The sequence below is a fragment of the Streptomyces sp. NPDC000410 genome (genome assembly GCF_040300305.1).
GTDB lineage: Bacteria > Actinomycetota > Actinomycetes > Streptomycetales > Streptomycetaceae > Streptomyces.
Genome location: NZ_JBEPDM010000001.1, coordinates 686922 through 707194, shown reverse-complemented (window position 1 = coordinate 707194; position 20273 = coordinate 686922). Strand labels below are relative to the sequence as shown.

Annotated in this window: 15 protein-coding genes and 3 pseudogenes; 10 read left to right on the top strand and 8 right to left on the bottom strand. The window is 70.5% G+C overall.

Annotated elements, in window-relative coordinates; genetic code table 11:
• The first annotated feature begins 1 nt into the window (after window position 1).
• From nuoH to ABT342_RS03265, 8 genes are all read left to right on the top strand, one after another.
• Window positions 2-1339 (top strand): NADH-quinone oxidoreductase subunit NuoH, encoded by a 1338-nt coding sequence (nuoH, locus tag ABT342_RS03300; protein ID WP_351566336.1) that lies wholly within the window; start codon window positions 2-4, stop codon window positions 1337-1339.
• Complete coding sequence (gene nuoI, locus ABT342_RS03295) at window positions 1332-1952, top strand: NADH-quinone oxidoreductase subunit NuoI (protein ID WP_351566175.1); 621 nt, start codon at window positions 1332-1334, stop codon at window positions 1950-1952. Before nuoH ends, nuoI begins: the two co-directional genes overlap by 8 nt.
• Window positions 1949-2797 (top strand): NADH-quinone oxidoreductase subunit J, encoded by an 849-nt coding sequence (locus ABT342_RS03290; RefSeq protein WP_351566172.1) that lies wholly within the window; start codon window positions 1949-1951, stop codon window positions 2795-2797. The genes nuoI and ABT342_RS03290 overlap by 4 nt, the downstream gene beginning before the upstream one ends.
• Window positions 2794-3093: an NADH-quinone oxidoreductase subunit NuoK gene (nuoK, locus tag ABT342_RS03285; RefSeq protein ID WP_069927518.1), complete on the top strand. Its 300-nt coding sequence runs from the start codon at window positions 2794-2796 to the stop codon at window positions 3091-3093. The genes ABT342_RS03290 and nuoK overlap by 4 nt, the downstream gene beginning before the upstream one ends.
• 11 nt (window positions 3094-3104) lie before the next feature.
• Complete coding sequence (gene nuoL / locus ABT342_RS03280) at window positions 3105-5069, top strand: NADH-quinone oxidoreductase subunit L (protein ID WP_351566168.1); 1965 nt, start codon at window positions 3105-3107, stop codon at window positions 5067-5069.
• 5 nt (window positions 5070-5074) lie between these two features.
• Window positions 5075-6670, top strand: a complete 1596-nt coding sequence (locus ABT342_RS03275; RefSeq protein ID WP_351566165.1) for an NADH-quinone oxidoreductase subunit M — start codon at window positions 5075-5077, stop codon at window positions 6668-6670.
• The gene (nuoN, locus tag ABT342_RS03270) at window positions 6667-8319 is read left to right on the top strand and encodes an NADH-quinone oxidoreductase subunit NuoN (protein ID WP_351566162.1); all 1653 of its coding nucleotides are present in this window, start codon (window positions 6667-6669) and stop codon (window positions 8317-8319) included. Before ABT342_RS03275 ends, nuoN begins: the two co-directional genes overlap by 4 nt.
• Window positions 8320-8463: 144 nt before the next feature.
• Window positions 8464-8625: a hypothetical protein gene (locus ABT342_RS03265; RefSeq protein WP_351566160.1), complete on the top strand. Its 162-nt coding sequence runs from the start codon at window positions 8464-8466 to the stop codon at window positions 8623-8625.
• Between the two features lie 297 nt (window positions 8626-8922).
• Here the strand turns inward: ABT342_RS03265 and ABT342_RS03260 are convergent, their stop codons facing one another.
• The 5 genes and pseudogenes from ABT342_RS03260 to ABT342_RS03240 all read right to left on the bottom strand — a co-directional run bounded on the left by ABT342_RS03260 (window position 8923) and on the right by ABT342_RS03240 (window position 14246).
• The gene (locus tag ABT342_RS03260) at window positions 8923-9435 is read right to left on the bottom strand and encodes a HEAT repeat domain-containing protein (protein ID WP_351566158.1); all 513 of its coding nucleotides are present in this window, start codon (window positions 9433-9435) and stop codon (window positions 8923-8925) included.
• A 49-nt stretch (window positions 9436-9484) separates the two neighbouring features.
• A pseudogene (locus ABT342_RS03255) lies at window positions 9485-10363 on the bottom strand (RNA-guided endonuclease InsQ/TnpB family protein); the annotation flags it as partial.
• Between the two features lie 107 nt (window positions 10364-10470).
• Window positions 10471-10680: pseudogene (locus ABT342_RS38180) on the bottom strand (GntR family transcriptional regulator); the annotation flags it as partial.
• 169 nt (window positions 10681-10849) lie between these two features.
• The gene (gene fahA / locus ABT342_RS03245; RefSeq protein WP_351566156.1) at window positions 10850-12088 is read right to left on the bottom strand and encodes a fumarylacetoacetase; all 1239 of its coding nucleotides are present in this window, start codon (window positions 12086-12088) and stop codon (window positions 10850-10852) included.
• A 170-nt stretch (window positions 12089-12258) separates the two neighbouring features.
• Window positions 12259-14246 (bottom strand): annotated as a pseudogene (locus ABT342_RS03240) (CocE/NonD family hydrolase).
• A 223-nt stretch (window positions 14247-14469) separates the two neighbouring features.
• On the opposite strand from ABT342_RS03240, the gene ABT342_RS03235 reads away from it, so the two are divergent.
• Window positions 14470-15480 carry a polyprenyl synthetase family protein gene (locus ABT342_RS03235; RefSeq protein WP_351566153.1) on the top strand — a complete coding sequence of 337 codons (1011 nt, stop codon included), beginning with the start codon at window positions 14470-14472 and terminating at the stop codon, window positions 15478-15480.
• A 242-nt stretch (window positions 15481-15722) separates the two neighbouring features.
• Window positions 15723-16949 carry a LolA family protein gene (locus ABT342_RS03230; protein WP_351566333.1) on the top strand — a complete coding sequence of 409 codons (1227 nt, stop codon included), beginning with the start codon at window positions 15723-15725 and terminating at the stop codon, window positions 16947-16949.
• A gap of 132 nt (window positions 16950-17081) precedes the next feature.
• Here the strand turns inward: ABT342_RS03230 and ABT342_RS03225 are convergent, their stop codons facing one another.
• From ABT342_RS03225 to rarD, 3 genes are all read right to left on the bottom strand, one after another.
• On the bottom strand, window positions 17082-18410 hold the full coding sequence (locus ABT342_RS03225; RefSeq protein ID WP_351566150.1) for a M28 family metallopeptidase: 1329 nt from the start codon (window positions 18408-18410) through the stop codon (window positions 17082-17084).
• Between the two features lie 199 nt (window positions 18411-18609).
• Window positions 18610-19083: a VOC family protein gene (locus ABT342_RS03220; RefSeq protein WP_351566148.1), complete on the bottom strand. Its 474-nt coding sequence runs from the start codon at window positions 19081-19083 to the stop codon at window positions 18610-18612.
• A 129-nt stretch (window positions 19084-19212) separates the two neighbouring features.
• A complete protein-coding gene (gene rarD, locus ABT342_RS03215; RefSeq protein WP_502965450.1) occupies window positions 19213-20193 on the bottom strand; it encodes an EamA family transporter RarD in 981 nt (326 codons plus the stop codon).
• Window positions 20194-20273 lie beyond the last annotated feature (80 nt).

The window sequence follows — 20273 nt, the reverse complement described above, 5'->3', positions numbered from 1 at the left end:
GATGTTCGGGCGGGACCCCTGGTGGCTCGTCCTCGTCAAGGCGGTCTTCTGCTTCGCCTTCCTGATGGTGACCGTGCTGTTCTCCATCGTGTGGGAGCGCAAGGTCGTCGCCTGGATGCAGCTGCGCATCGGACCCAACCGGCACGGCCCCTGGGGCCTCCTGCAGTCCCTCGCGGACGGCGTCAAGCTGATGCTCAAGGAGGATGTGATCGTCAAGCGCGCGGACAAGGTCGTCTACGTCCTCGCGCCGATCGTCGCCGCGATCCCCGCCTTCATGGCGATCGCCGTGATCCCCTTCGGCCCGGCCGACAACCAGGTCTCGATCTTCGGCCAGCCGACGACGATGCAGCTGACCGACATGCCGATCGCGATGCTCTACATCCTCGCGGTCGCCTCGGTCGGCATCTACGGCATCGTGCTCGCGGGCTGGTCGTCCGGCTCGACGTATCCGCTGCTCGGCGGGCTGCGCTCGTGCGCGCAGATGATCTCGTACGAGATCGCCATGGGCGCCGCGTTCGCCTCGGTCTTCCTCTACTCCGGGTCGATGTCGACCTCGGCGATCGTGGAGGCGCAGGAGGACCGCTGGTTCATCATGCTGCTGCCGGTGTCGTTCCTCATCTACGTCGTGACGATGGTCGGCGAGACCAACCGTGCGCCGTTCGACATGCCGGAGTCCGAGGGCGACCTGGTCGGCGGCTTCAACACCGAGTACTCGTCCATCAAGTTCGCGCTGTTCATGCTGGCCGAGTACGTCAACATGGTCACCGTCTCGGCGGTCTCGGTCACCCTCTTCCTTGGCGGCTGGCGGGCTCCGTACCCGATCAGCACCCTGTGGGAGGGCGCGAACCACGGCTGGTGGCCGATGCTCTGGTTCGTCATCAAGGTGCAGCTGCTGCTGTTCTTCTTCATCTGGCTGCGCGGCACGCTCCCGCGCGTGCGCTACGACCAGCTGATGAAGCTCGGCTGGAAGGTCCTGATCCCGGTCTCGGTGGTCTGGCTGATGCTCGTCGCCACCGTCCGGGCCCTGCGCAACGACGGCCAGGACTTCTCCGAGGTCGTGCTGTACGTCGCCGGGGCCGTCCTCGCCGTACTGCTGCTCTCGTTCGTCGTGGACCTCTTCCGCGGCGGCAAGGGAGAGGCCGAAGGGGCCGCGAAGGCGGCCGGGCCCGTCCCGTTCGACCCGATGGCGGGCGGATTCCCGGTGCCGCCGCTGCCCGGACAGGAGCTCCCGGCCGTGCCGCGCAGGCGGCCACGCCGTGACGGAGAGCTGATTGTCAGTGGCGGACCCAATACTGACAGTGACGGTCCTCGTGACGGAAAGGAGGCTGACGGTGTCTGAGCGACCCAAGGAATCCGAGAGCGCGAAGAGCTCGGAGAGCTCGTTCCAGAACCCGGTCGCCGGCTTCGGCGTGACCTTCAAGGCCATGTTCAAGAAGCGGCTGACCGAGCAGTACCCGGAGCAGCAGAAGACGACGGCGCCGCGCTTCCACGGCCGGCATCAGCTCAACCGGCATCCGGACGGGCTGGAGAAGTGCGTCGGCTGCGAGCTGTGCGCCTGGGCCTGTCCGGCCGACGCGATCTACGTCGAGGGCGCGGACAACACGGACGAGGAGCGCTACTCGCCGGGCGAGCGGTACGGCCGCGTCTACCAGATCAACTACGCCCGCTGCATCCTGTGCGGGCTGTGCATCGAGGCGTGCCCGACCCGGGCGCTGACGATGACGAACGAGTTCGAGCTCGCCGACAGCTCCCGCGAGAACCTGATCTACACGAAGGAGCAGCTCCTCGCGGGCCTCGACGAGACCATGGTCGACACCCCGCACGCGATCTACCCCGGGATGACCGAGCAGGACTACTACCGGGGGCTGGTCACCGAGGCCGCGCCCGGGACGCAGCGCCAGGTCGCGGTCTCCAAGGGCGAGAAGGCGGCAGATCGGGAGGTCGACGCATGAGCGCGCTGGCCGCCGCCGCCTCCACGGGAGAAGCCGTCCAGTTCTGGGTGCTGGGCACCGTCGCCGTGATCGGCGCGCTGTGCACCATCCTCATGAAGAAGGCCGTGCACAGCGCGCTGTGCCTGGCCGGGACCATGATCATCCTGGCGGTCTTCTACCTCGCCAACGGGGCGTACTTCCTGGGCGTCGTGCAGATCATCGTCTACACCGGCGCGATCATGATGCTGTTCCTCTTCGTCGTCATGCTCGTCGGTGTCACGGCGGCGGATTCGCTCAAGGAGACGATCAAGGGGCAGCGCTGGTGGGCCGCCCTGTGCGGCCTGGGCTTCGGTGTCCTGCTCATCGCCGGCATCGGCAACGCCTCGCTGAGCTCCGGCTCCTTCATCGGCCTCGCCGAGGCCAACGCCCAGGGCAACGTCGAAGGGCTCGCCGCCCTCATCTTCACCAAGTACGTCTTCGCCTTCGAGATCACCGGCGCGCTGCTGATCTCGGCGGCCGTCGGCGCGATGGTGCTCACCCACCGGGAGCGCACCGAGCGGGCCAGGACCCAGCGCGAGCTGGCCGAGCAGCGCGTACGCGAGGGCAAGCACCTCCCGCCGCTGCCCGCCCCCGGTGTGTACGCCCGGCACAACGCGGTGGACATCCCCGGTCTCCTCCCGGACGGCACCGCCTCCGAGCTCAGCGTCAGCAAGACGCTGCGCGCCCGCGGTCAGGTCCGCGACGTGTCCGGCGAGGCGCTCAACGACCTCAAGGCGCTGGAGCGGCGTTCGCGGGAGCGCCTCGGACGGGACCGTGACGAGCAAGACCGGGACGGACAGCGCGACGGACAGGAGGCCAAGCGGTGAATCCGGTCAACTACCTCTATCTCGCCGCCCTGTTGTTCACCATCGGCGCGGCGGGCGTGCTGATCAGGCGGAACGCGATCGTGGTCTTCATGTGCGTCGAGCTGATGCTCAACGCCTGCAACCTCGCGTTCGTCGCCTTCTCCCGGATGCACGGCAATCTCGACGGCCAGATCATCGCCTTCTTCACGATGGTCGTCGCCGCCGCGGAGGTCGTGGTCGGGCTCGCGATCATCGTGTCGCTGTTCCGTTCACGCCACTCGGCCTCGGTCGACGACGCCAGCCTGATGAAGCTGTGAGGGGCTGAAACGTGGAGAACCTGATTGCGCTGCTGGTCGCGGCGCCCCTGCTCGGAGCGGCCCTGCTGCTGTGCGGCGGACACCGGCTCGACCGCGTCGGTCACTGGATCGGCACGGTCCTCGCCGCCGCCTCCTTCGGCGTCGGCGTCGTGCTCTTCGCCGACATGCTCGGCAGGCCCGGCGACGACCGGACCCTGACCCAGCATCTGTACAGCTGGATCCCGGTCGAGGGCTTCCAGGCGGACGTCGCCTTCCAGCTCGACCAGCTGTCGATGACCTTCGTCCTGCTGATCACCGGCGTCGGCTCGCTCATCCATCTGTACTCGGTCGGGTACATGGCGCACGACGAGCGCCGCCGCCGCTTCTTCGGATATCTGAACCTGTTCCTCGCGGCGATGCTCCTGCTGGTCATCGCCGACAACTACCTGCTGCTGTACGTCGGGTGGGAGGGCGTCGGTCTCGCCTCGTACCTGCTCATCGGCTTCTGGCAGCACAAGCCCAGCGCGGCGACCGCCGCGAAGAAGGCCTTCCTGGTCAACCGGGTCGGCGACATGGGCCTGTCGATCGCGATCATGCTGATGTTCACCACCTTCGGGACCTTCACCTTCGGGCCGGTGCTCCAGTCCACGGGCGCTGTGACATCAGGCGCTGCCGCGCCGGTGTCCGAGGGCATGCTGACGGCCATCGGGCTGATGCTGCTGCTCGCGGCGTGCGGCAAGTCCGCACAGGTGCCGCTGCAGTCCTGGCTCGGGGACGCCATGGAGGGCCCGACCCCGGTCTCGGCCCTGATCCACGCGGCCACGATGGTGACCGCGGGCGTCTACCTCATCACCCGCTCCGGAGCGATCTTCAACGGGGCGCCCGACGCGCAGCTCGTGGTCGTGGTGGTCGGTGCGGTGACGCTCCTCTTCGGTGCGATCGTCGGTTGCGCGAAGGACGACATCAAGAAGGCCCTGGCCGGTTCGACGATGTCGCAGATCGGCTACATGATCCTGGCGGCGGGCCTCGGCCCCATCGGCTACGCCTTCGCGATCATGCACCTGGTGACGCACGGCTTCTTCAAGGCCGGGCTCTTCCTCGGCGCCGGTTCGGTCATGCACGGCATGAACGACGAGGTGGACATGAGGAAGTACGGGGGCCTGCGGAAGTACATGCCGGTCACCTTCGTCACGTTCGGCCTCGGCTATCTCGCGATCATCGGCTTCCCCGGCCTGTCCGGCTTCTTCTCCAAGGACAAGATCATCGAGGCGGCCTTCGCCAAGGGCGGCACCGAGGGCTGGATCCTCGGCGGCGTCACGCTGCTGGGCGCCGCCATCACCGCGTACTACATGACCCGCGTGATGATCATGACCTTCTTCGGTGAGAAGCGCTGGCAGCCCGCGCCCGACCCGGCCACGACGGCGGGCATCGAGCCCGGTGTCGAGGCGAAGCCCGGTGACATGCCGCATCCGCACGAGTCGCCGAAGTCCATGACCATCCCGATGATCGTGCTGGCGTTCGGCTCGGTCTTCGCCGGCGGGCTGTTCTCGATCGGCGACGCGTTCGTGAACTGGCTGAAGCCGGTCACGCAGTTCGAGCACGGACACCCGCCACTCAGCGCCGGGGCGATCACCTCGGCGACCGTCGCCGTGATGGTCATCGGCGTCGGGCTCGCCTACCTCCAGTACGGTCGCCGCCCGGTCCCGGTCGTCGCCCCGCGCGGTTCGCTGCTCACCCGGGCCGCCCGCCGCGATCTCCTCCAGGACGACTTCAACCACGTCGTCCTGGTCCGCGGCGGCGAGCACCTCACCCGCTCCCTGGTCTACATGGACCACACGCTGGTCGACGGTGTCGTCAACGGCACGGCGGCGTCGTTCGGCGGACTCTCCGGCCGGCTGCGCAAGCTGCAGAACGGCTACGCCCGCTCGTACGCGGTCTCGATGTTCGGAGGTACGGCAGTGCTGATCGCCGCGACCCTGCTGATGAGGGCGGTGTAACCACGATGTCCTTCCCGCTCCTTACCGCGACGGCGGCGCTCCCGGCGATCGGCGCGATCGCCACGGCGGCCATGCCGGCAGGCAGGCGAGCCGCCGCGAAATGGCTGGCGCTGCTGGTCTCGCTCGGCACGCTCGCGCTGGCCGCGATCGTCGCCGTACGCTTCGAGCCCGGCGGCGACCGCTACCAGCTCACCGAATCCCACGCCTGGATCAAGGACTTCGGGGTGCGGTACGAGCTGGGTGTGGACGGGATCGGGGTGGCGCTGATCGCGCTCACCGCCGTACTGATCCCGTTCGTCATCCTGGCCGGCTGGCACGACGCCGACCCGTTCGAAGTGTCCGACAGCGACTCCGTCGCGGGGCAGTCGAAGCGCTGGCGGCCGACACAGGGCTTCTTCGCCCTGATCCTGTCCGTCGAGGCGATGGTCATCCTCTCCTTCGAGGCCACCGACGTCTTCCTCTTCTACATCCTCTTCGAAGCCATGCTCATCCCGATGTACTTCCTCATCGGCGGCTTCGGGGACCGCGCCCACACGGGCACCGAGGAGAACGCGGCGGCCCAGCGTTCGTACGCCGCCGTGAAGTTCCTGCTCTACAACCTGGTCGGCGGACTGATCATGCTGGCCGCGGTCATCGGCCTGTACGTGGTCGCGGGGAACTTCTCCCTCACCGAGATCGCCGAGGCACGCGCGGCCGGCACGCTCGACATGGCGACGAACACCGAGCGGCTGCTCTTCCTCGGCTTCTTCTTCGCCTTCGCCGTCAAGGCGCCGCTGTGGCCCCTGCACACCTGGCTGCCCAACGCGATGGGCGAGGCGACCGCCCCGGTCGCTGTGCTCATCACCGCGGTGGTCGACAAGGTCGGCACGTTCGCGATGCTCCGCTTCTGCCTCGGGCTGTTCCCGGAGGCGTCGAAGTGGGCGACCCCGGCGATCCTGGTGCTGGCGCTGATCAGCATCGTCTACGGGGCACTGCTCGCGGTCGGCCAGCGGGACATCAAGCGCCTGGTGGCGTACGCGTCGATCTCGCACTTCGGCTTCATCATCATGGGCATCTTCGCGATGACGAGCCAGGGCCAGTCCGGCGCGACGCTCTACATGGTCAACCACGGGATTTCGACGGCCGCGCTGATGCTGGTGGCCGGGTTCCTGATCTCGCGGCGCGGCTCGCGGCTCATCGCGGACTACGGCGGTGTGCAGAAGGTCGCCCCGGTCCTCGCCGGCACGTTCCTGATCGGCGCGCTGGCGACGCTCTCGCTGCCTGGCCTGGCGCCGTTCGTCAGTGAGTTCCTGGTCCTGGTCGGCACGTTCGCGCGCTATCCGGTGATCGGGATCATCGCGACCTTCGGCATCGTGCTCGCCGCGCTCTACACCCTCGTCCTCTACCAGCGCACCATGACCGGCCCGGTGAAGGAGGAGGTTCGGACCCTTCCGGATCTGCGCCTGCGCGAGCTGGTCGTGGTCACCCCGCTCATCGCCCTGCTGATCTTCCTCGGCGTCTATCCGAAGCCGCTGACGGAGATCGTCAACCCGGCCGTGGAGCACACCATGTCCGACGTCCAGCAGACGGACCCCAAGCCTGAGGTGGAGGCGGCCAAGTGAGCACGTCAGCTGTCCACAGCCTGTGGACAACGGCGGCGGTTGAGCCGTTGGCCAAGATCCCGGCCCCGCAGATCGAGTACGCCCAGCTCGCCCCCACGCTCATCGTGGTCGGCGCGGCGGTCCTCGGAGTGCTGGTCGAGGCATTCGTCCCGCGCAAGGGCCGCTACTACACCCAGGTGTTCCTGACGGTCACCGCACTGGCCTGCGCGTTCGCCGCGGTGGTCGGTCTCGCCGCCGGCGGGTACGGCACCACCAAGGCCCAGATCGCGGCCATGGGCGCGATCGCGGTCGACGGGCCCGCGCTGTTCCTGCAGGGCACCATCCTGCTGGCCTCGGTGGTCGCGGTCTTCACCTTCGCCGAGCGCCGCCTCGACCCGGAGGCGCACGGCAAGCGCGTCGACTCGTTCGCCGCGCAGGCCGCGTCCGTTCCGGGCAGCGACAGCGAAAAGGCCGCCGTCAAGGCAGGGTTCACCACCACCGAGGTGTTCCCGCTGGCCCTCTTCGCCATCTCCGGCATGCTGGTCTTCCCCGCGGCCAACGATCTGCTGACACTGTTCATCGCGCTCGAAGTCTTCTCGCTGCCGCTGTACCTCCTGTGCGCCCTGGCCCGCCGCAAGCGGCTCATGTCGCAGGAGGCCGCAGTGAAGTACTTCCTGCTCGGCGCGTTCTCGTCGGCGTTCCTGCTCTTCGGCATCGCCCTGCTCTACGGGTACGCGGGCTCGGTCTCGTACGCGAAGATCGCCGAGGTCGTGGACGGCAGCATCCAGACCATCGACCCGGCGCTCGCCGCGACGATGGGCAACGACGCGCTGCTGCTCATCGGCGGCGCGATGATCCTGATGGGGCTGCTGTTCAAGGTCGGCGCCGTGCCGTTCCACATGTGGACGCCCGACGTCTACCAGGGTGCGCCGACCCCGGTCACCGGCTTCATGGCGGCCGCCACGAAGGTCGCGGCGTTCGGCGCGCTGCTGCGGCTGCTGTACGTGGTGCTGCCGGGGCTGCGCTGGGACTGGCGGCCGGTCATGTGGGCCGTCGCGATCGTCACCATGCTGGGCGGCGCGATCATCGCGATCACCCAGACCGACATCAAGCGGCTCCTCGCCTACTCGTCGATCGCGCACGCCGGGTTCATCCTCGCCGGTGTCATCGCGACCACGCCGGACGGTGTCTCGTCCGTGCTCTTCTACCTGGTCGCGTACTCCTTCGTCACGATCGGCGCGTTCGCCGTCGTCACGCTGGTGCGGGACGCGGGCGGCGAGGCCACGCACCTGTCCAAGTGGGCGGGGCTCGGGCGGCGTTCGCCGCTCGTGGCCGCGGTGTTCGCCGTGTTCCTGCTGGCCTTCGCCGGTATCCCGCTGACCTCGGGCTTCTCCGGCAAGTTCGCCGTGTTCAAGGCGGCGGCCGAGGGCGGCGCGGGGGTCCTGGTCGTGGTGGGTGTCATCTCGTCCGCGATCGCCGCGTTCTTCTACATCCGGGTCATCGTGCTGATGTTCTTCAGTGAGCCCAAGCCGGAGGGGCCGACGGTCGCCGTGCCGTCGCCGCTCACGGTGACGGCGATCGCGGTGGGTGTCGCGGTCACGCTGGTGCTGGGCGTCGCGCCGCAGTACTTCCTGGATCTGGCGGGGCAGGCGAGCGTGTTCGTGCGCTGAGCCGGTCCGGTACGGCAGAAGGGCCCGGCACCCCGTCCCACGGGGTGCCGGGCCCTTCGGCTTCGCCCCGTGAGCGTGGGCCGGTCCGCGGGAGAAGGACTACGCTCGATCACGGGAGGGCTGGAGGGTCAAGGGAGAAGCGTCATGATCGACCAGTACCAGAACCACTATCAGTACCCCGAGTACACCACTCCGTCGCAGGCCGAGGGCGAGGACCCCGAGCCGACGGAGGAGCGGCATCCCGACACTCTCAGGACGACTCCGTCCCAGGCGGAGGGCGAGCGTACGACGGACGACGAGGCTTGAGGCAGGGGCCGGGGGCCGCAGGCCCCTGGCCCCCGGGGCCTGCGGCCTGGCCTCGGAACACCAGGCCCGGACCGAGGCCGGGCCCCGGGGCCTGCGGCAGAGACCGGGGCCGAGGTCGGCGCCTCCGGCCTGGGGCCGGTGCCCGGATCGAGGCCTGAGGCCTGAGGCCTGAGGCCTGAGGCCTGAGGCAGAGACCGGGACCGAGGCCAGGGCTTGAGGCCCCCTGAGGCCGAGCCCTGAGGCCGGGTCCCGAGGCCCGGGGCTGTGGCATGGGATCGGGGCCCTGCGAACCCCCTGTCAGGCGGGCTGGGCGGCCCGGGACGCGTATGCGCGGACGTCGGCGTCCGGGTCGTTCGTGGCTGTCGCGCGGGCGGCGCGGGCGGCGCGGGCGGCGCGGGCGTCGGGGTGGTCGTGGTGGAGCAGGGCGAGGACGGCGGCCTTGCGGACGTCGGCGTTGGGGTCGCCGAGTGCCTTGGTGAGAGCGGGTACGGCGATATCGGGCGAGGCGCCCCGCAGGGCGGTGGCCGCGCCCGCCCGGACCTGCCAGGCCGTCTCGCCCAGCGCCTCCACGGCCGCTGTCACCAGGCCGGGTGGGCGGCCCGTGGTGCCCAGCGCGGTGAAGGCGGCGGCGCGGACGAGCGCGTCGTCGTCGCCGACGAGGCGGGCGAGGGTGTCCGTCACGGCGGCCGGGGGCGCCGACACCGCCGCGAGTCCCTTGGCCGTCGCGGCGCGGACCTCCCGGGCCGGGTCGGCGGCCGCGGTGGCCAGGGCGTCGACCGAGAGAGGTAGAGGAGGGGGGCGAGGGGGCATGGCTGTCTCCATTGAATCCTCCCCTCCCTGAAGGTAGGGGATTCCTGGCTCAGGCCGCCTCCTGGAGCAGCGCTCCAGGAGGTCTTCCGCCATCAGCACCAGCCGGGGTGAGACCAGCCCGGACGAGCATCACGCGTGCGGAGTTCTTGTCCCGTGGGCTCACGGTTCCGCACGCGGTGCAGGTGTAGGTGCGCTCACCCAGCGGCAGTGCGTGCTTGGCTCTCGCATCGCAGTGCGCGCAGTCCATCGTGGTGTGCGCGGGGTGTACGAGGCGGACGTCCCGCCCGTGCTTGCGACCCATCTCGATCAGAGCGGCCTTGGTGGCACCGATGGCGGCGTCAGCGGCCTTGCGGGCCATCGTGGTCCCGGCGAGGAACTTCGGACGAAAGTCCTCCACCGCGATGACGTCGTAGTCGCGGACAACCGTCTTGGCCCACTTGCGACCGGTGTCCTCACGCTGCCTCGCGACCTTCTTGTACGCCTTCGCCCGCAGTCTCTTCGCCTCGCGGTAGCCCTTCGATCCGGGCCGTCCCTTCTTCGGCTTGCGGCGGGCCATCATCCGGTCGTACCGGGTCAGCTTCTCCTTCGCCTTCTTGCCGTGCTCGGCGTGCGGCAGGTCGTGCGCGTCGGCGTTGACCGCTTCGAGGGTGATCTCGGCGGTGCCGAGCGGCTGCCCGGTGAGGGACTCCAGGAGCCGGAGGACATCGGTGTGTTCGAGGTCGCAGCCGATGAGGCCGGCGCCGATGCTCATGGGGATGGAGGTGAGATCGAGGGAGAGCGGCAGGCCGCCCAGGTGGCGCAGCCGCTCGATGTAGAGCACGTCGCTGCGCTCGGGTACGCCGAGCCGTGCGGCGACGGGGGCCGGCGCGGGGACCGGGCCGACGGCGCGTACGTCGTTGCTGATGGTGCCGTGTTCGTGCAGGGTCTCGACGAGGCCCTGGGGCGGTCGAGGCCGTGCCGGTACTTGCCGGCGACGACGACGGTGCCGACGCCGGGGACCCGGTCGATGAGGTGTTCCGCCCGCAGCAGGTCGAGGGCCTGGCGGACGGTGTTGCGGGTGGCGCCGAAGTCCGCGGCGATGGCGTCCTCGTGCGGGAGGGTCCCGTCGGGGAAGGCCTGGCCGAGGATCTGGTGGCGCAGGAGATCGGCGAGCTGCCGCGCCCGGTCGGCGCGCGGTCTGCGGCGGGGGATGGCGGGGATGCCTGCGGCGCGCGCGGCGTGTTCGCGTGTGCGTTCGGCGGGCATCGGGGGGCTCCGTGGGTGGCGGGGGTCTTCGGTGGGTCGACCATAGCCACGCCTCGGACGGATTGGTGTTTCAGCGGTATTGCGCCACCGACAAACCGCAGGACACGGCTGTGACCTGCGGTTTTCGGGGGCGTACGGCAAGATCTGCCACCCGGGCCCGACGCCCGGGTCAGACGCCCTGGGCAGAGCTCGGGGCGACCCTTCCGGTGACCTCGCCGAGGCCGACGCGCACGCCGTCCGGGCCCGGGGCCCAGGCCGTGATGGTGACCTCGTCGCCGTCCTCCAGGAAGGTCCGCTTGCCGTCCGGGAGCTCCAGCGGGTCACGGCCGTTCCAGGTGAGCTCCAGGAGGCAGCCGCGCTGGTGGACCTCGGGGCCGCTGACCGTGCCGGAGCCGTACAGGTCGCCGGTGCGCAGGGAGGCGCCGTTGACGGTCATGTGCGCGAGCTGCTGCGCGGCCGTCCAGTACATCGTGGCGAACGGCGGCTCGGACACGATCTGGCCGTTGATCGATACGGAGATGCGCAGGTCGAGGCCGCCGGGCTCCTCCTCGCCGGAGTCGTCCAGATAGGGGAGTACGGGAACGTCACGTGCGGGCGCGGCGACGCGGGCGGCGTCCAGGGCCTCCAGCGGGGTCACCCAGGCGGCGACCGAGGTGGCGAAGGACTTGCCGAGGAACGGGCCGAGCGGGACGTACTCCCAGGCCTGGAGGTCGCGCGCCGACCAGTCGTTGAGGAGCTGGAGCCCGAAGACGTGGTCGCGGAAGCCGGCCAGCGGCACGGGGGTCCCCTGCGGGGAGGGCGTACCGACGACGAAGGCGACCTCGGCCTCGATGTCGAGCTTGGTGCTGGGACCGAACACGGGCGCCGGGTCGGTGGGTGCCTTGCGCTGCCCCAGGGGGCGGACCACGTCGGTGCCGGAGACGACGACCGTGCCGGAGCGGCCGTGGTAACCGATCGGCAGGTGCTTCCAGTTGGGGGTGAGCGCGTCGCCGTCCGGGCGGAAGATGTGGCCGACGTTGGTGGCGTGGTGCTCGCTGGCGTAGAAGTCGACGTAGTCGGCGACCTCGTACGGCAGGTGCAGGGTGACCGCGTCGAGCGGGTACAGCAGCGGCTCGATGTCCTGACGGTGCGCCGGCACCGTGACCCACGCGGTGAGCGCCCGCCGGACGTCCCGCCAGGCGGTGCGTCCCGCGGCGAGCAGCGGGGTGAGGCTCGGCTGCGCGAGCAGTGCGGCGTAGGGGGAGCCGAGGGTGTGGGCCGCCGCTCCGGCATCGAGCACATGACCGCCGATGCGAACGCCGAGCCGCCGTCGGCCGGGCTCGTCCGCGGTGGTGAAGACGCCGTACGGGAGGTTGTGCGGGCCGAAGGGATCGCCTTCGGCCAGATCGAGCGGGCTGTGCTCGGGCATCTCTGCTTGCCTCGCTTTCCACGGTGTGTGGTGCACACGTTACGTGGACGGCGCGCGGGGGTGGCGGGGGCGCCTGGGTGAGGGCGGGGACTCCGCCCCCGGAGCCCCGGTGTCGGGAAGGGGCGAGTAGGGGAGAAGCCCCGCGCAGCGGCACACCCGCCCGCACCCCCTCACCCCGCCGCGCGCCGGATCCGGTGTTCCCACGTGCGGTGGAAGACGACCTCCGCCCCGTGCCGGCACACCAGCTCGTCCGACGTCACGAACCCCGCCTCGTCGCAGGTGATTTCGGAGCGCGTCTCGATCCGTACGTCCCACGCCTGATCGGGCCGGTGGAGCCGGATCGTCCAGTCCGAGCGGGTGCGCGCGGACAGCGGATCGCGTTCCTGGATCGTGTACGTCTCCGTGGCGTCCTCGGTGCGTTCGAGACCGTCGGGGTGCACGCGCGTCCCGCCGGCCCCGGGGCCGGTCTCCAGGCGCCATTCGCCGCGGGCGACGTCGCGGACGACGAGGCGCGCGGGGCGGGGCGGGTCGAGGGTGGTGGGAATGACGACGCCGAGGGGTGTGGACTGCTCCGGTGGGGGGAAGGCGAGCGCGTCGGCCGTCGGGGTGCGGACGGGGAGTTCGAGGGAGGAGCCCGCCGGGTCCAGGGTGAAGCCCGCCGCGTCGGCCCGCGGCCAGATCCAGGGCCAGTACGCGGAGGAGACGGAGAGCCGGATGCGGTGACCGGGCGGGAAGGCGTGGCCGATGGCGCTCAGTTCGAACGTGACGTCCTCGGTCGCACCGAGCGGCCACGGGTCGGCCCGGTGGGGGCCGTGCCGGGCAGCGAGGCTCAGGGCGCCGCGGGTGACGAGCGTCGAGGAGCCGTCCGGGGCGATGTCGCAGAGGCGGGCGACGGCCTGTCCGAAGGGGGCGTCCACGCGCAGCCTGAGCGTCACTCGGGGGCGGCCCAGGATCTCCACCCGGTCGGGGACCGCGAATTCGAAGCTCGCCGAGCGGGCGTCCTCGTCGCGCTGGTCGGGCGGCAGATCGGCGTCGTCGCCGACGGGCACGAAGCGGCCGGCGTCGATTCCGGTGTGCTGGGGTGAGTCGACGATCAGCGGTGCGCCGCGAAGGGCGTACTCCGCTGGGGTGACATGTGGTGACGGCCAGGCCGGGTCGCCGACCCACCGGCCGGGCAGCTCGTCGTACGTCGTCGCCGGCGGATGCGACTCGCTGATCCAGGAGCGGAGCAGCGGCTCGGACATCACTCCTGCGGGGCCCGCACCGGAGGCGCTGTCGGAATCGGTCTTCAGCCAGTGGTCCCACCACCGAAGCGTCTCCTGGAGAAACCCGATCGCCGGTCCCGGCGGCAGCCCCCGGTCCGGGTACTGGTGCGACCACGGCCCGATGATCCCCCGTACCCGATGGGGTGGCAGGTGCTCGACGAGGCGCAGCACGGTGTCGCGGTACGGGTCGTGCCACCCCCCGACGGCCAGGACGGCGGCGCGGATCGCCGCGTAGTCCTCGCGGACGCCGGCGCGCTTCCAGTAGTCGTCGCGCGTCCGGTGGGCCAGCCAGGTGTGGATGGGCGGTTCGACGGCCTCCAGTCGGCGCAGCCACAGCGCGTGCCAGTCGTCACCGGCGTAGAGCGGGTCGGGGGGCCTCGCGACGTGGGCGAGCACGGCCGCCGCGCGCGCGTGCGTGCGGTAGGGGCGTCGTTGTCGTAGAGGTCGTCGGTGGAGCAGACCGTGACGACCGCCTTCAGGGGCTCCGGCGCGAGGGCGGCGACCCGGAGCGCGCTGCTGCCGCCCCGGCCGACGCCGAACATGCCGACGCGCCCGTCGCACCAGGGCTGCTCCGCCAGCCATGCGACCACCGCGGCGCCGTCCGCCGGCTCGGTGTCGGCGCACTCGTCGCCCGGCAGCCCCTCGCTGTTTCCGTGGCCGCGTACGTCGACCCGTACGGAGGCGTAGCCGTGGCCCGCGTACCAGGGATGACGCTGCCAGTCGCGCGGTGCGGTCCAGTCGGTGAGCCCATGGGGGAGGTATTCGAGGAGGGCGGGTACGGGCTCGCCGGTGACCGGGCGCCAGACACGTGCGTACAAACGGGTGCCGTCCGGCAGCGGGATACGGATGTCCTCGTGGCGGGTTTCGCAGGGGAAGGAGGTGCGGATGCGCATGAGGTCACCTCCATGGCGACGAGCGTTGCGCGTCGTTCGTGTCGCGCCCGGCCGGGGTTCGGGACAAAAGTCCTCATCGCAGTCGTATGAGCTGATCACGAACATACCGGGGGTGGCGGGAAGGCGCCGCCGGTGATCGAAAGGCGACCGGATACGCTGACTTGAGTGAAGACAGCGACACATCGACAATCCGTGTGATCGTCAGCAGACAGGAGTACCCCTCGTGACCGTCGTCGGGCCTTTCGGGCTGAGCGTGCGGGACCAGGCTCTTGAGGCCGATGTCCAGACCGGATTGGCGGCTGTCGAGGCGGGACTGCTCGATGCCACCAAAAGTGATGTCCCCTTCATCACGGAGGCCGCCCAGCACCTCGTACGCGCGGGCGGAAAGCGCTTCCGGCCGCTGCTGGTGATGCTGGCCGCACAGTTCGGCGACCCCTACGCCCCGGGCATCGTGCCCTCGGCCGTCGTCGTCGAGCTCACGCACCTCGCGACGCTGTACCACGACGACGTGATGGACGAGGCGGACGTACGGCGCGGGGTGCCCAGCGCCAATGCCCGCTGGGGCAACTCGGTCGCCGTCCTGACCGGTGATTTCCTGTTCGCGCGCGCCTCGCACACGCTGGCGGATCTGGGTCCTGAGGCCGTACGGATCCAGGCCGAGGCGTTCGAGCGGCTGGTCACGGGACAGATCCTGGAGACCGCGGGGCCGAGCGACGGCCGCGACCCGGTCGAGCACTACCTCGACGTCCTGGCGGGCAAGACCGGCTCGCTGGTCGCCGTCTCCTGCCGCTTCGGCGCGATGATGTCCGGCGCGGACGAGGGCGTCACCGACATCCTCACCCAGTACGGTGAGCGGCTCGGCGTCGCCTTCCAGCTCGCTGACGACGTACTCGACATCGCCTCCGACTCGCACGAGTCCGGCAAGACCCCGGGCACCGACCTGCGCGAGGGCATCGCCACGCTGCCGGTGCTCCGGCTGCGGGAGCAGGCGGCCGCGCACGGCCGGCCGGAGGACCTGGAGCTGGTCGAGCTGCTCGACGGCGACCTGACGGACGACGCCCGGCACGCCGAGGTGCTGACCCGGCTGCGCGCCCACCCCGCCCTGGAGCGGGCCCGGCGCGACACCGTGCGGTACGCGGAGGAGGCGCGGGCGATGCTGGCGCCGCTGCCCGAGGGCTTCGCGAAGGCCGCGCTGGAGGAGCTGTGCGACGCGGTGGTCCACCGCGCCGGCTGACGGCCCGGAGCTGCTGACCCGGCCCCGAGGGCCTGTCCGGTGGCTCAGGCTGGGCTCCAGCCCGAGCCACCGCACAGGCCCTCGGGATCAGGGGACCCCTACTGGTCGGGGGAGCATTCCGGCTCCCCGGGTCATACCGGAGGGGTACCTGGAGTTGCTCCCGGGGGCTGACGCTTCCGGCGGCCGGATTTGGTCAGATGGTGTGGACGGAGGACGCCCCGATGACGGAGGTAGGGCACACCATGGCACCGAACGAGAACGCACCGATCACCGAAGAGCCCCGGGAGGCCTCCCCGGCCCGCCGCAAGGCGTCGCGGTACGTCGTCCCGGTCGCGGTGGCGGGTGTTGCCGCGGCCACCATCGGTCTGGTTCCGGCGCTCGCCGCTTCCGGCGACCCCGATCTGCCGAAGATCACGGCGCAGGAGCTCATCGAGAAGATCGCCGCGTCGGACGCGGAGCAGCTCGACGGCACGGTGAAGATCACCACGGACCTGGGGATCCCGGACCTGGGCGGCCTGGCCGACAGCCTCGTCCCGAAGGACGACAAGTCCGGCGCCTCCGCGTCGCCCGAGGCCAAGCTGATGGAGCTGGCGTCCGGTACGCACACGGTGCGCGTCGCGGCCGACGGTCCGGACAAGCAGAAGCTGTCGTTCGAGTCCGGCGGCGACGAGTACAGCGTTGTCCACAACGGGAACGACGTCTGGATGTACGACAGTGCCTCGAACGAGGTCGTGCACAGCAAGGAGGCGGGCGCGGGAGAGAAGGCCCCTCAGGAGGAGCTGCCCACCACGCCCAAGCAGCTTGCCGACGAGGCGCTGAAAGCCGTGGACGACACGACCTCGGTGACCGTCGACGGCACGGCCCGTATCGCCGGGCGGGACGCGTACCAGCTGCTCATCAAGCCCAAGCAGAGCGGCTCGACGATCGGCTCCATCAAGGTGGCGGTCGACGCGGAGAACGGCGTACCGCTGAAGTTCACGCTGCTGCCGAGCGACGGCGGCAAGGCGGCGATCGACGCGGGCTTCACCAAGGTGGACTTCGCGAAGCCGGCCGCGTCGACCTTCGACTTCAAGGTGCCGAAGGGCGCGAAGGTCACCGAGGCGGACGAGCTGAACAGCCACGAGAAGGGCGCACCGAAGGCTCCGAAGTCCCCCGAGGAGCTGGAGGGCCTGGAGGGCATGGAGGACTTCAACGGGCTGAACGTCATCGGTGAGGGCTGGACCGCCATCGCCGAGCTCAAGGGCCCGGAGGGGGAGGGCGCCACCGCCCCCGAGCCCGGCGAGGGTGACGTGCCGCCGGAGGCCCAGAAGTTCCTGGACTCCCTCGGCGATCAGGTGAAGGGCGACTTCGGCACCGGCACGGTCTTCAAGACGCGCCTGGTCAACGCCCTGATGACGGACGACGGCAAGGTCTACGTCGGCGCGGTCACCCAGGACGCGCTGGTCAAGGCGGCGAACGCGGCGAACTGAGCCACCACGCGACTGCATGCGTGTGCAGGAGATGCACACGCATGCAGTCTGTGGGGGGTGGGGCAGCGGGCCGGAACCCTGGGGACGGTGCTCTGAAAGCTCTCAGACCAGCTTTCAGAGTCCTCAGAGTCCTCAGAAGGTGAGCTTCCAGCTGTCGATGTAGCCCGTGTCCTGGGCGGCCACGTCCTGGACCCGGAGCTTCCAGTCGCCGTTCGCGGCCTCGGCCGACGCGTTCACGGTGTACGTCGCGATGACGTTGTCCGCCGAGTCGCTCCCGCTGGAGTTCTTCAGGCGGTACGCCGTGCCGTCCGGGGCCACCAGGTCGACGACCAGGTCGCCGCGCCAGGTGTGCTTGATGTCCACACCGGCCTTGAGGGTGGCCGGGGCGTTGCCCGTACGGCCGGAGACGGTGACCGTGGAGGTGACGGCGGCGCCGTTGTCCGGGATCGCGACGTCGGCGGTGCTCTCGTAGACATCACCCGGCGGGACGGTCGTCCCGGTCGAGAGCGTCCAGATCGCGTGGGCGATCGCGTCGCTGTTCCGGTCGAGGGCCGTGTCGTTGATGTTCGAGGTGGTGTCGCAGGAGGAGTGGTAGCAGCGGTCGAAGGCCTGCCCGGCCGTGCCGCCCCACTTCTGGGCCTGCGCGGACGACTTCGTACGGCTGGCTCCGGTGAACAGACCACCCACCGGGATCCCGACGTTCTTGAAGGAGGCGTGGTCGGAGCGGCCGTCCCCCTCGGTCTCGATCTCGGTCTGGACGCCCAGGCCGGCGAAGTAGTTCTTGAACGTCTGCTCGATCGCCGGGTCGTCGTCGTAGACGAAGTAGCCGGGGTTCGGCGACCCGATCATGTCGAAGTTGAGATAGCCGGAAATCTTCGAACGGTCGGCGGCCGGAAGGTTGTTGACGTAGTACTTCGAGCCGACGAGGCCCAGTTCCTCCGCGCCCCACCAGCCGAAGCGCAGGTGCTTGTCCGGCTTCAGCTGGGCGCGGGAGACGGCGAGCGCGGCCTCCAGGACCGCCGCCGAGCCCGAGCCGTTGTCGTTGATGCCGGGTCCGGAGCTGACCGAGTCGAGGTGGGCTCCGGCCATCAGCACCTGGTTGGCGTCGCCGCCCGGCCAGTCGGCTATCAGGTTGTAGCCGGTGGCACCGGCGGAGGTGAACTGCTGGACGGTGGTGGTGAATCCGGCCGCGTCCAGCTTGGCCTTCACATGGTCGATCGACGCCTTGTAGCCGGCCCGGCCGTGGGCGCGGTTGCCGCCGTTGGCCGTCGCGATCGACTGCAGGTCGGCGAGGTGCGCCTTGACGTTGGCCAGCGGGATGTCGGGCGGCGCGGCGGCGAGCGCGGCCGGGGAAGTGGCCGCGCTCGGTGCGGCGGTGGCGAGCAGTCCGGCGCATATCAGCGCGGTGACCGCGGCGGTGCGTCTGCGTATCGCGGAGGTGCGTGTCGCGGAGTGAAGCATGTGGGGGCTCCGGATTCCGTTTGGGGACAGGACGGAACGTGCGGGACACCCCGCGGCGGCGGTGACGCGGGGTGCTGGAGCTGTACGCGGTGAATGTTCAGCGAGATGTTGACTGACCGTCAAGGGCGGAAACCGGTCAGTCAAGTTCGCTCATCGGACACCTAGGGGTGTCGACGGGTGGTCAGGGGCTGCCGGACCGCTACTGGACGCAGAATTCGTTGCCCTCCGGGTCCTGCATGAGGACCCAGTCCCCGGACGGGTGCGTCACCCGTCGCAGCACCGTCGCGCCCAGCCCTTCCAGTCGGACGACCTCTTCGTCCCGCCGCCCCGGGCCCGGGTGCAGGTCGAGATGGAGCCGGTTCTTGACGGTCTTGGGCTCCGGGACCCGCTGGAACAGCAGCCGCCTGCCCAGGCCAATGCCGGTCTCCTCCTCGTAGGGGTCGTCCGGATGCCGGATAGCGGCCAGATCTCGCCATGCGCGGCGGCCGTGCCGTTCGACGGTCGCCTCGGGCGGTGTGGCCCCGACGGCGAGCAGCCGCTCGATCAGCGCGGTGTTGTCCTCGGGGAGGTAGCCGAGGGCTTCGGCCCAGAAGTCGACCTGGGCGAGCGGATCGGCCGCGTCGATCACGAGCTTCCAGTGCAGGGGCATGTCCGGTGTCGTGTCAGGTGCCATGGAACCCGGTCATAGCGGTTGTGCGCGCGGCGCGGCAACGGGCTCGCCGAACGCGACGAGCCCGCAAACGGTCAGCGCCGGCCCGCCCGGTCGGCCGGCGCCGGTCAGTGCCGGTCGGTGCCCGCCCGGTCAGCCCGCCGCCGGCTCGCGGGCCGGGGTGGCAGGGGTCGCCGGGGTGGCAGGGGCGGCCGGGCTCGCCGGGTTCGCCGGGCTCGTGGGGAGGGACCCCGCGGCGGCTGCGGACTCGGCCGCGGCGGCCGCCAGCCGCGCCGCCTTCATCCGCGTACGCCGCGCATTGCGCAGCGCGTCCCACGTGAGCACCGTCAGCGCCAGCCACACGAGCGAGAAGCCCGCCCACCGCTCCGCCGGCATCGCCTCGTGGAAGTAGACGACGCCCAGCGTGAACTGGAACATCGGCGCCAGGTACTGCAGCAGCCCCAGCGTCGACAGCGGCACCCGGATCGCCGCCGCGCCGAAGCAGATCAGCGGCGCCGCGGTGACCACACCCGTGGCCGCGAGCAGGGCCGCGTGGCCCACCCCCTCCGTGCCGAAGGTGGCCGAGCCCTGGGATCCGAGCCACAGCAGATAGGCGAGCGCGGGCAGGAACTGCACCGCCGTCTCGGCCGCCAGCGACTCCAGTCCGCCGATGTTGATCTTCTTCTTGATCAGTCCGTAGACCGCGAACGAGAACGCCAGGACCAGCGAGATCCATGGTGGCTGCCCGTACCCGACGGTGAGGACGACCACGGCCGCGAAGCCGATGCCGACCGCCGCCCACTGCGCGGGCCGCAGCCGCTCCTTGAGCAGCAGCACGCCCATCGCGATGGTGACCAGCGGATTGATGAAGTAGCCGAGCGACGCCTCCACCACCTGGCCGGCGTTGACGGCCCAGATGTAGACGCCCCAGTTGACGGTGATCACCGTCGCCGCGACGGTGATCAGGCCGAGCTTGCGCGGCTGCCGCAGCAGCTCGCGTATCCAGCCCCAGCGGCGCAGCGCCAGCAGGGCGATGGCGACGACGGCCAGCGACCAGACCATGCGGTGGGCGAGGATCTCGACCGCCCCGGCCGGCTTCATCAGCGGCCAGAAGAGCGGGACCAGGCCCCACATCCCGTAGGCACCGAACCCGTACAGCAGTCCCGCTCGCTGCTCGCTGTCCTTCACTGACCCTCCTGCCGCCCTGTACCGCG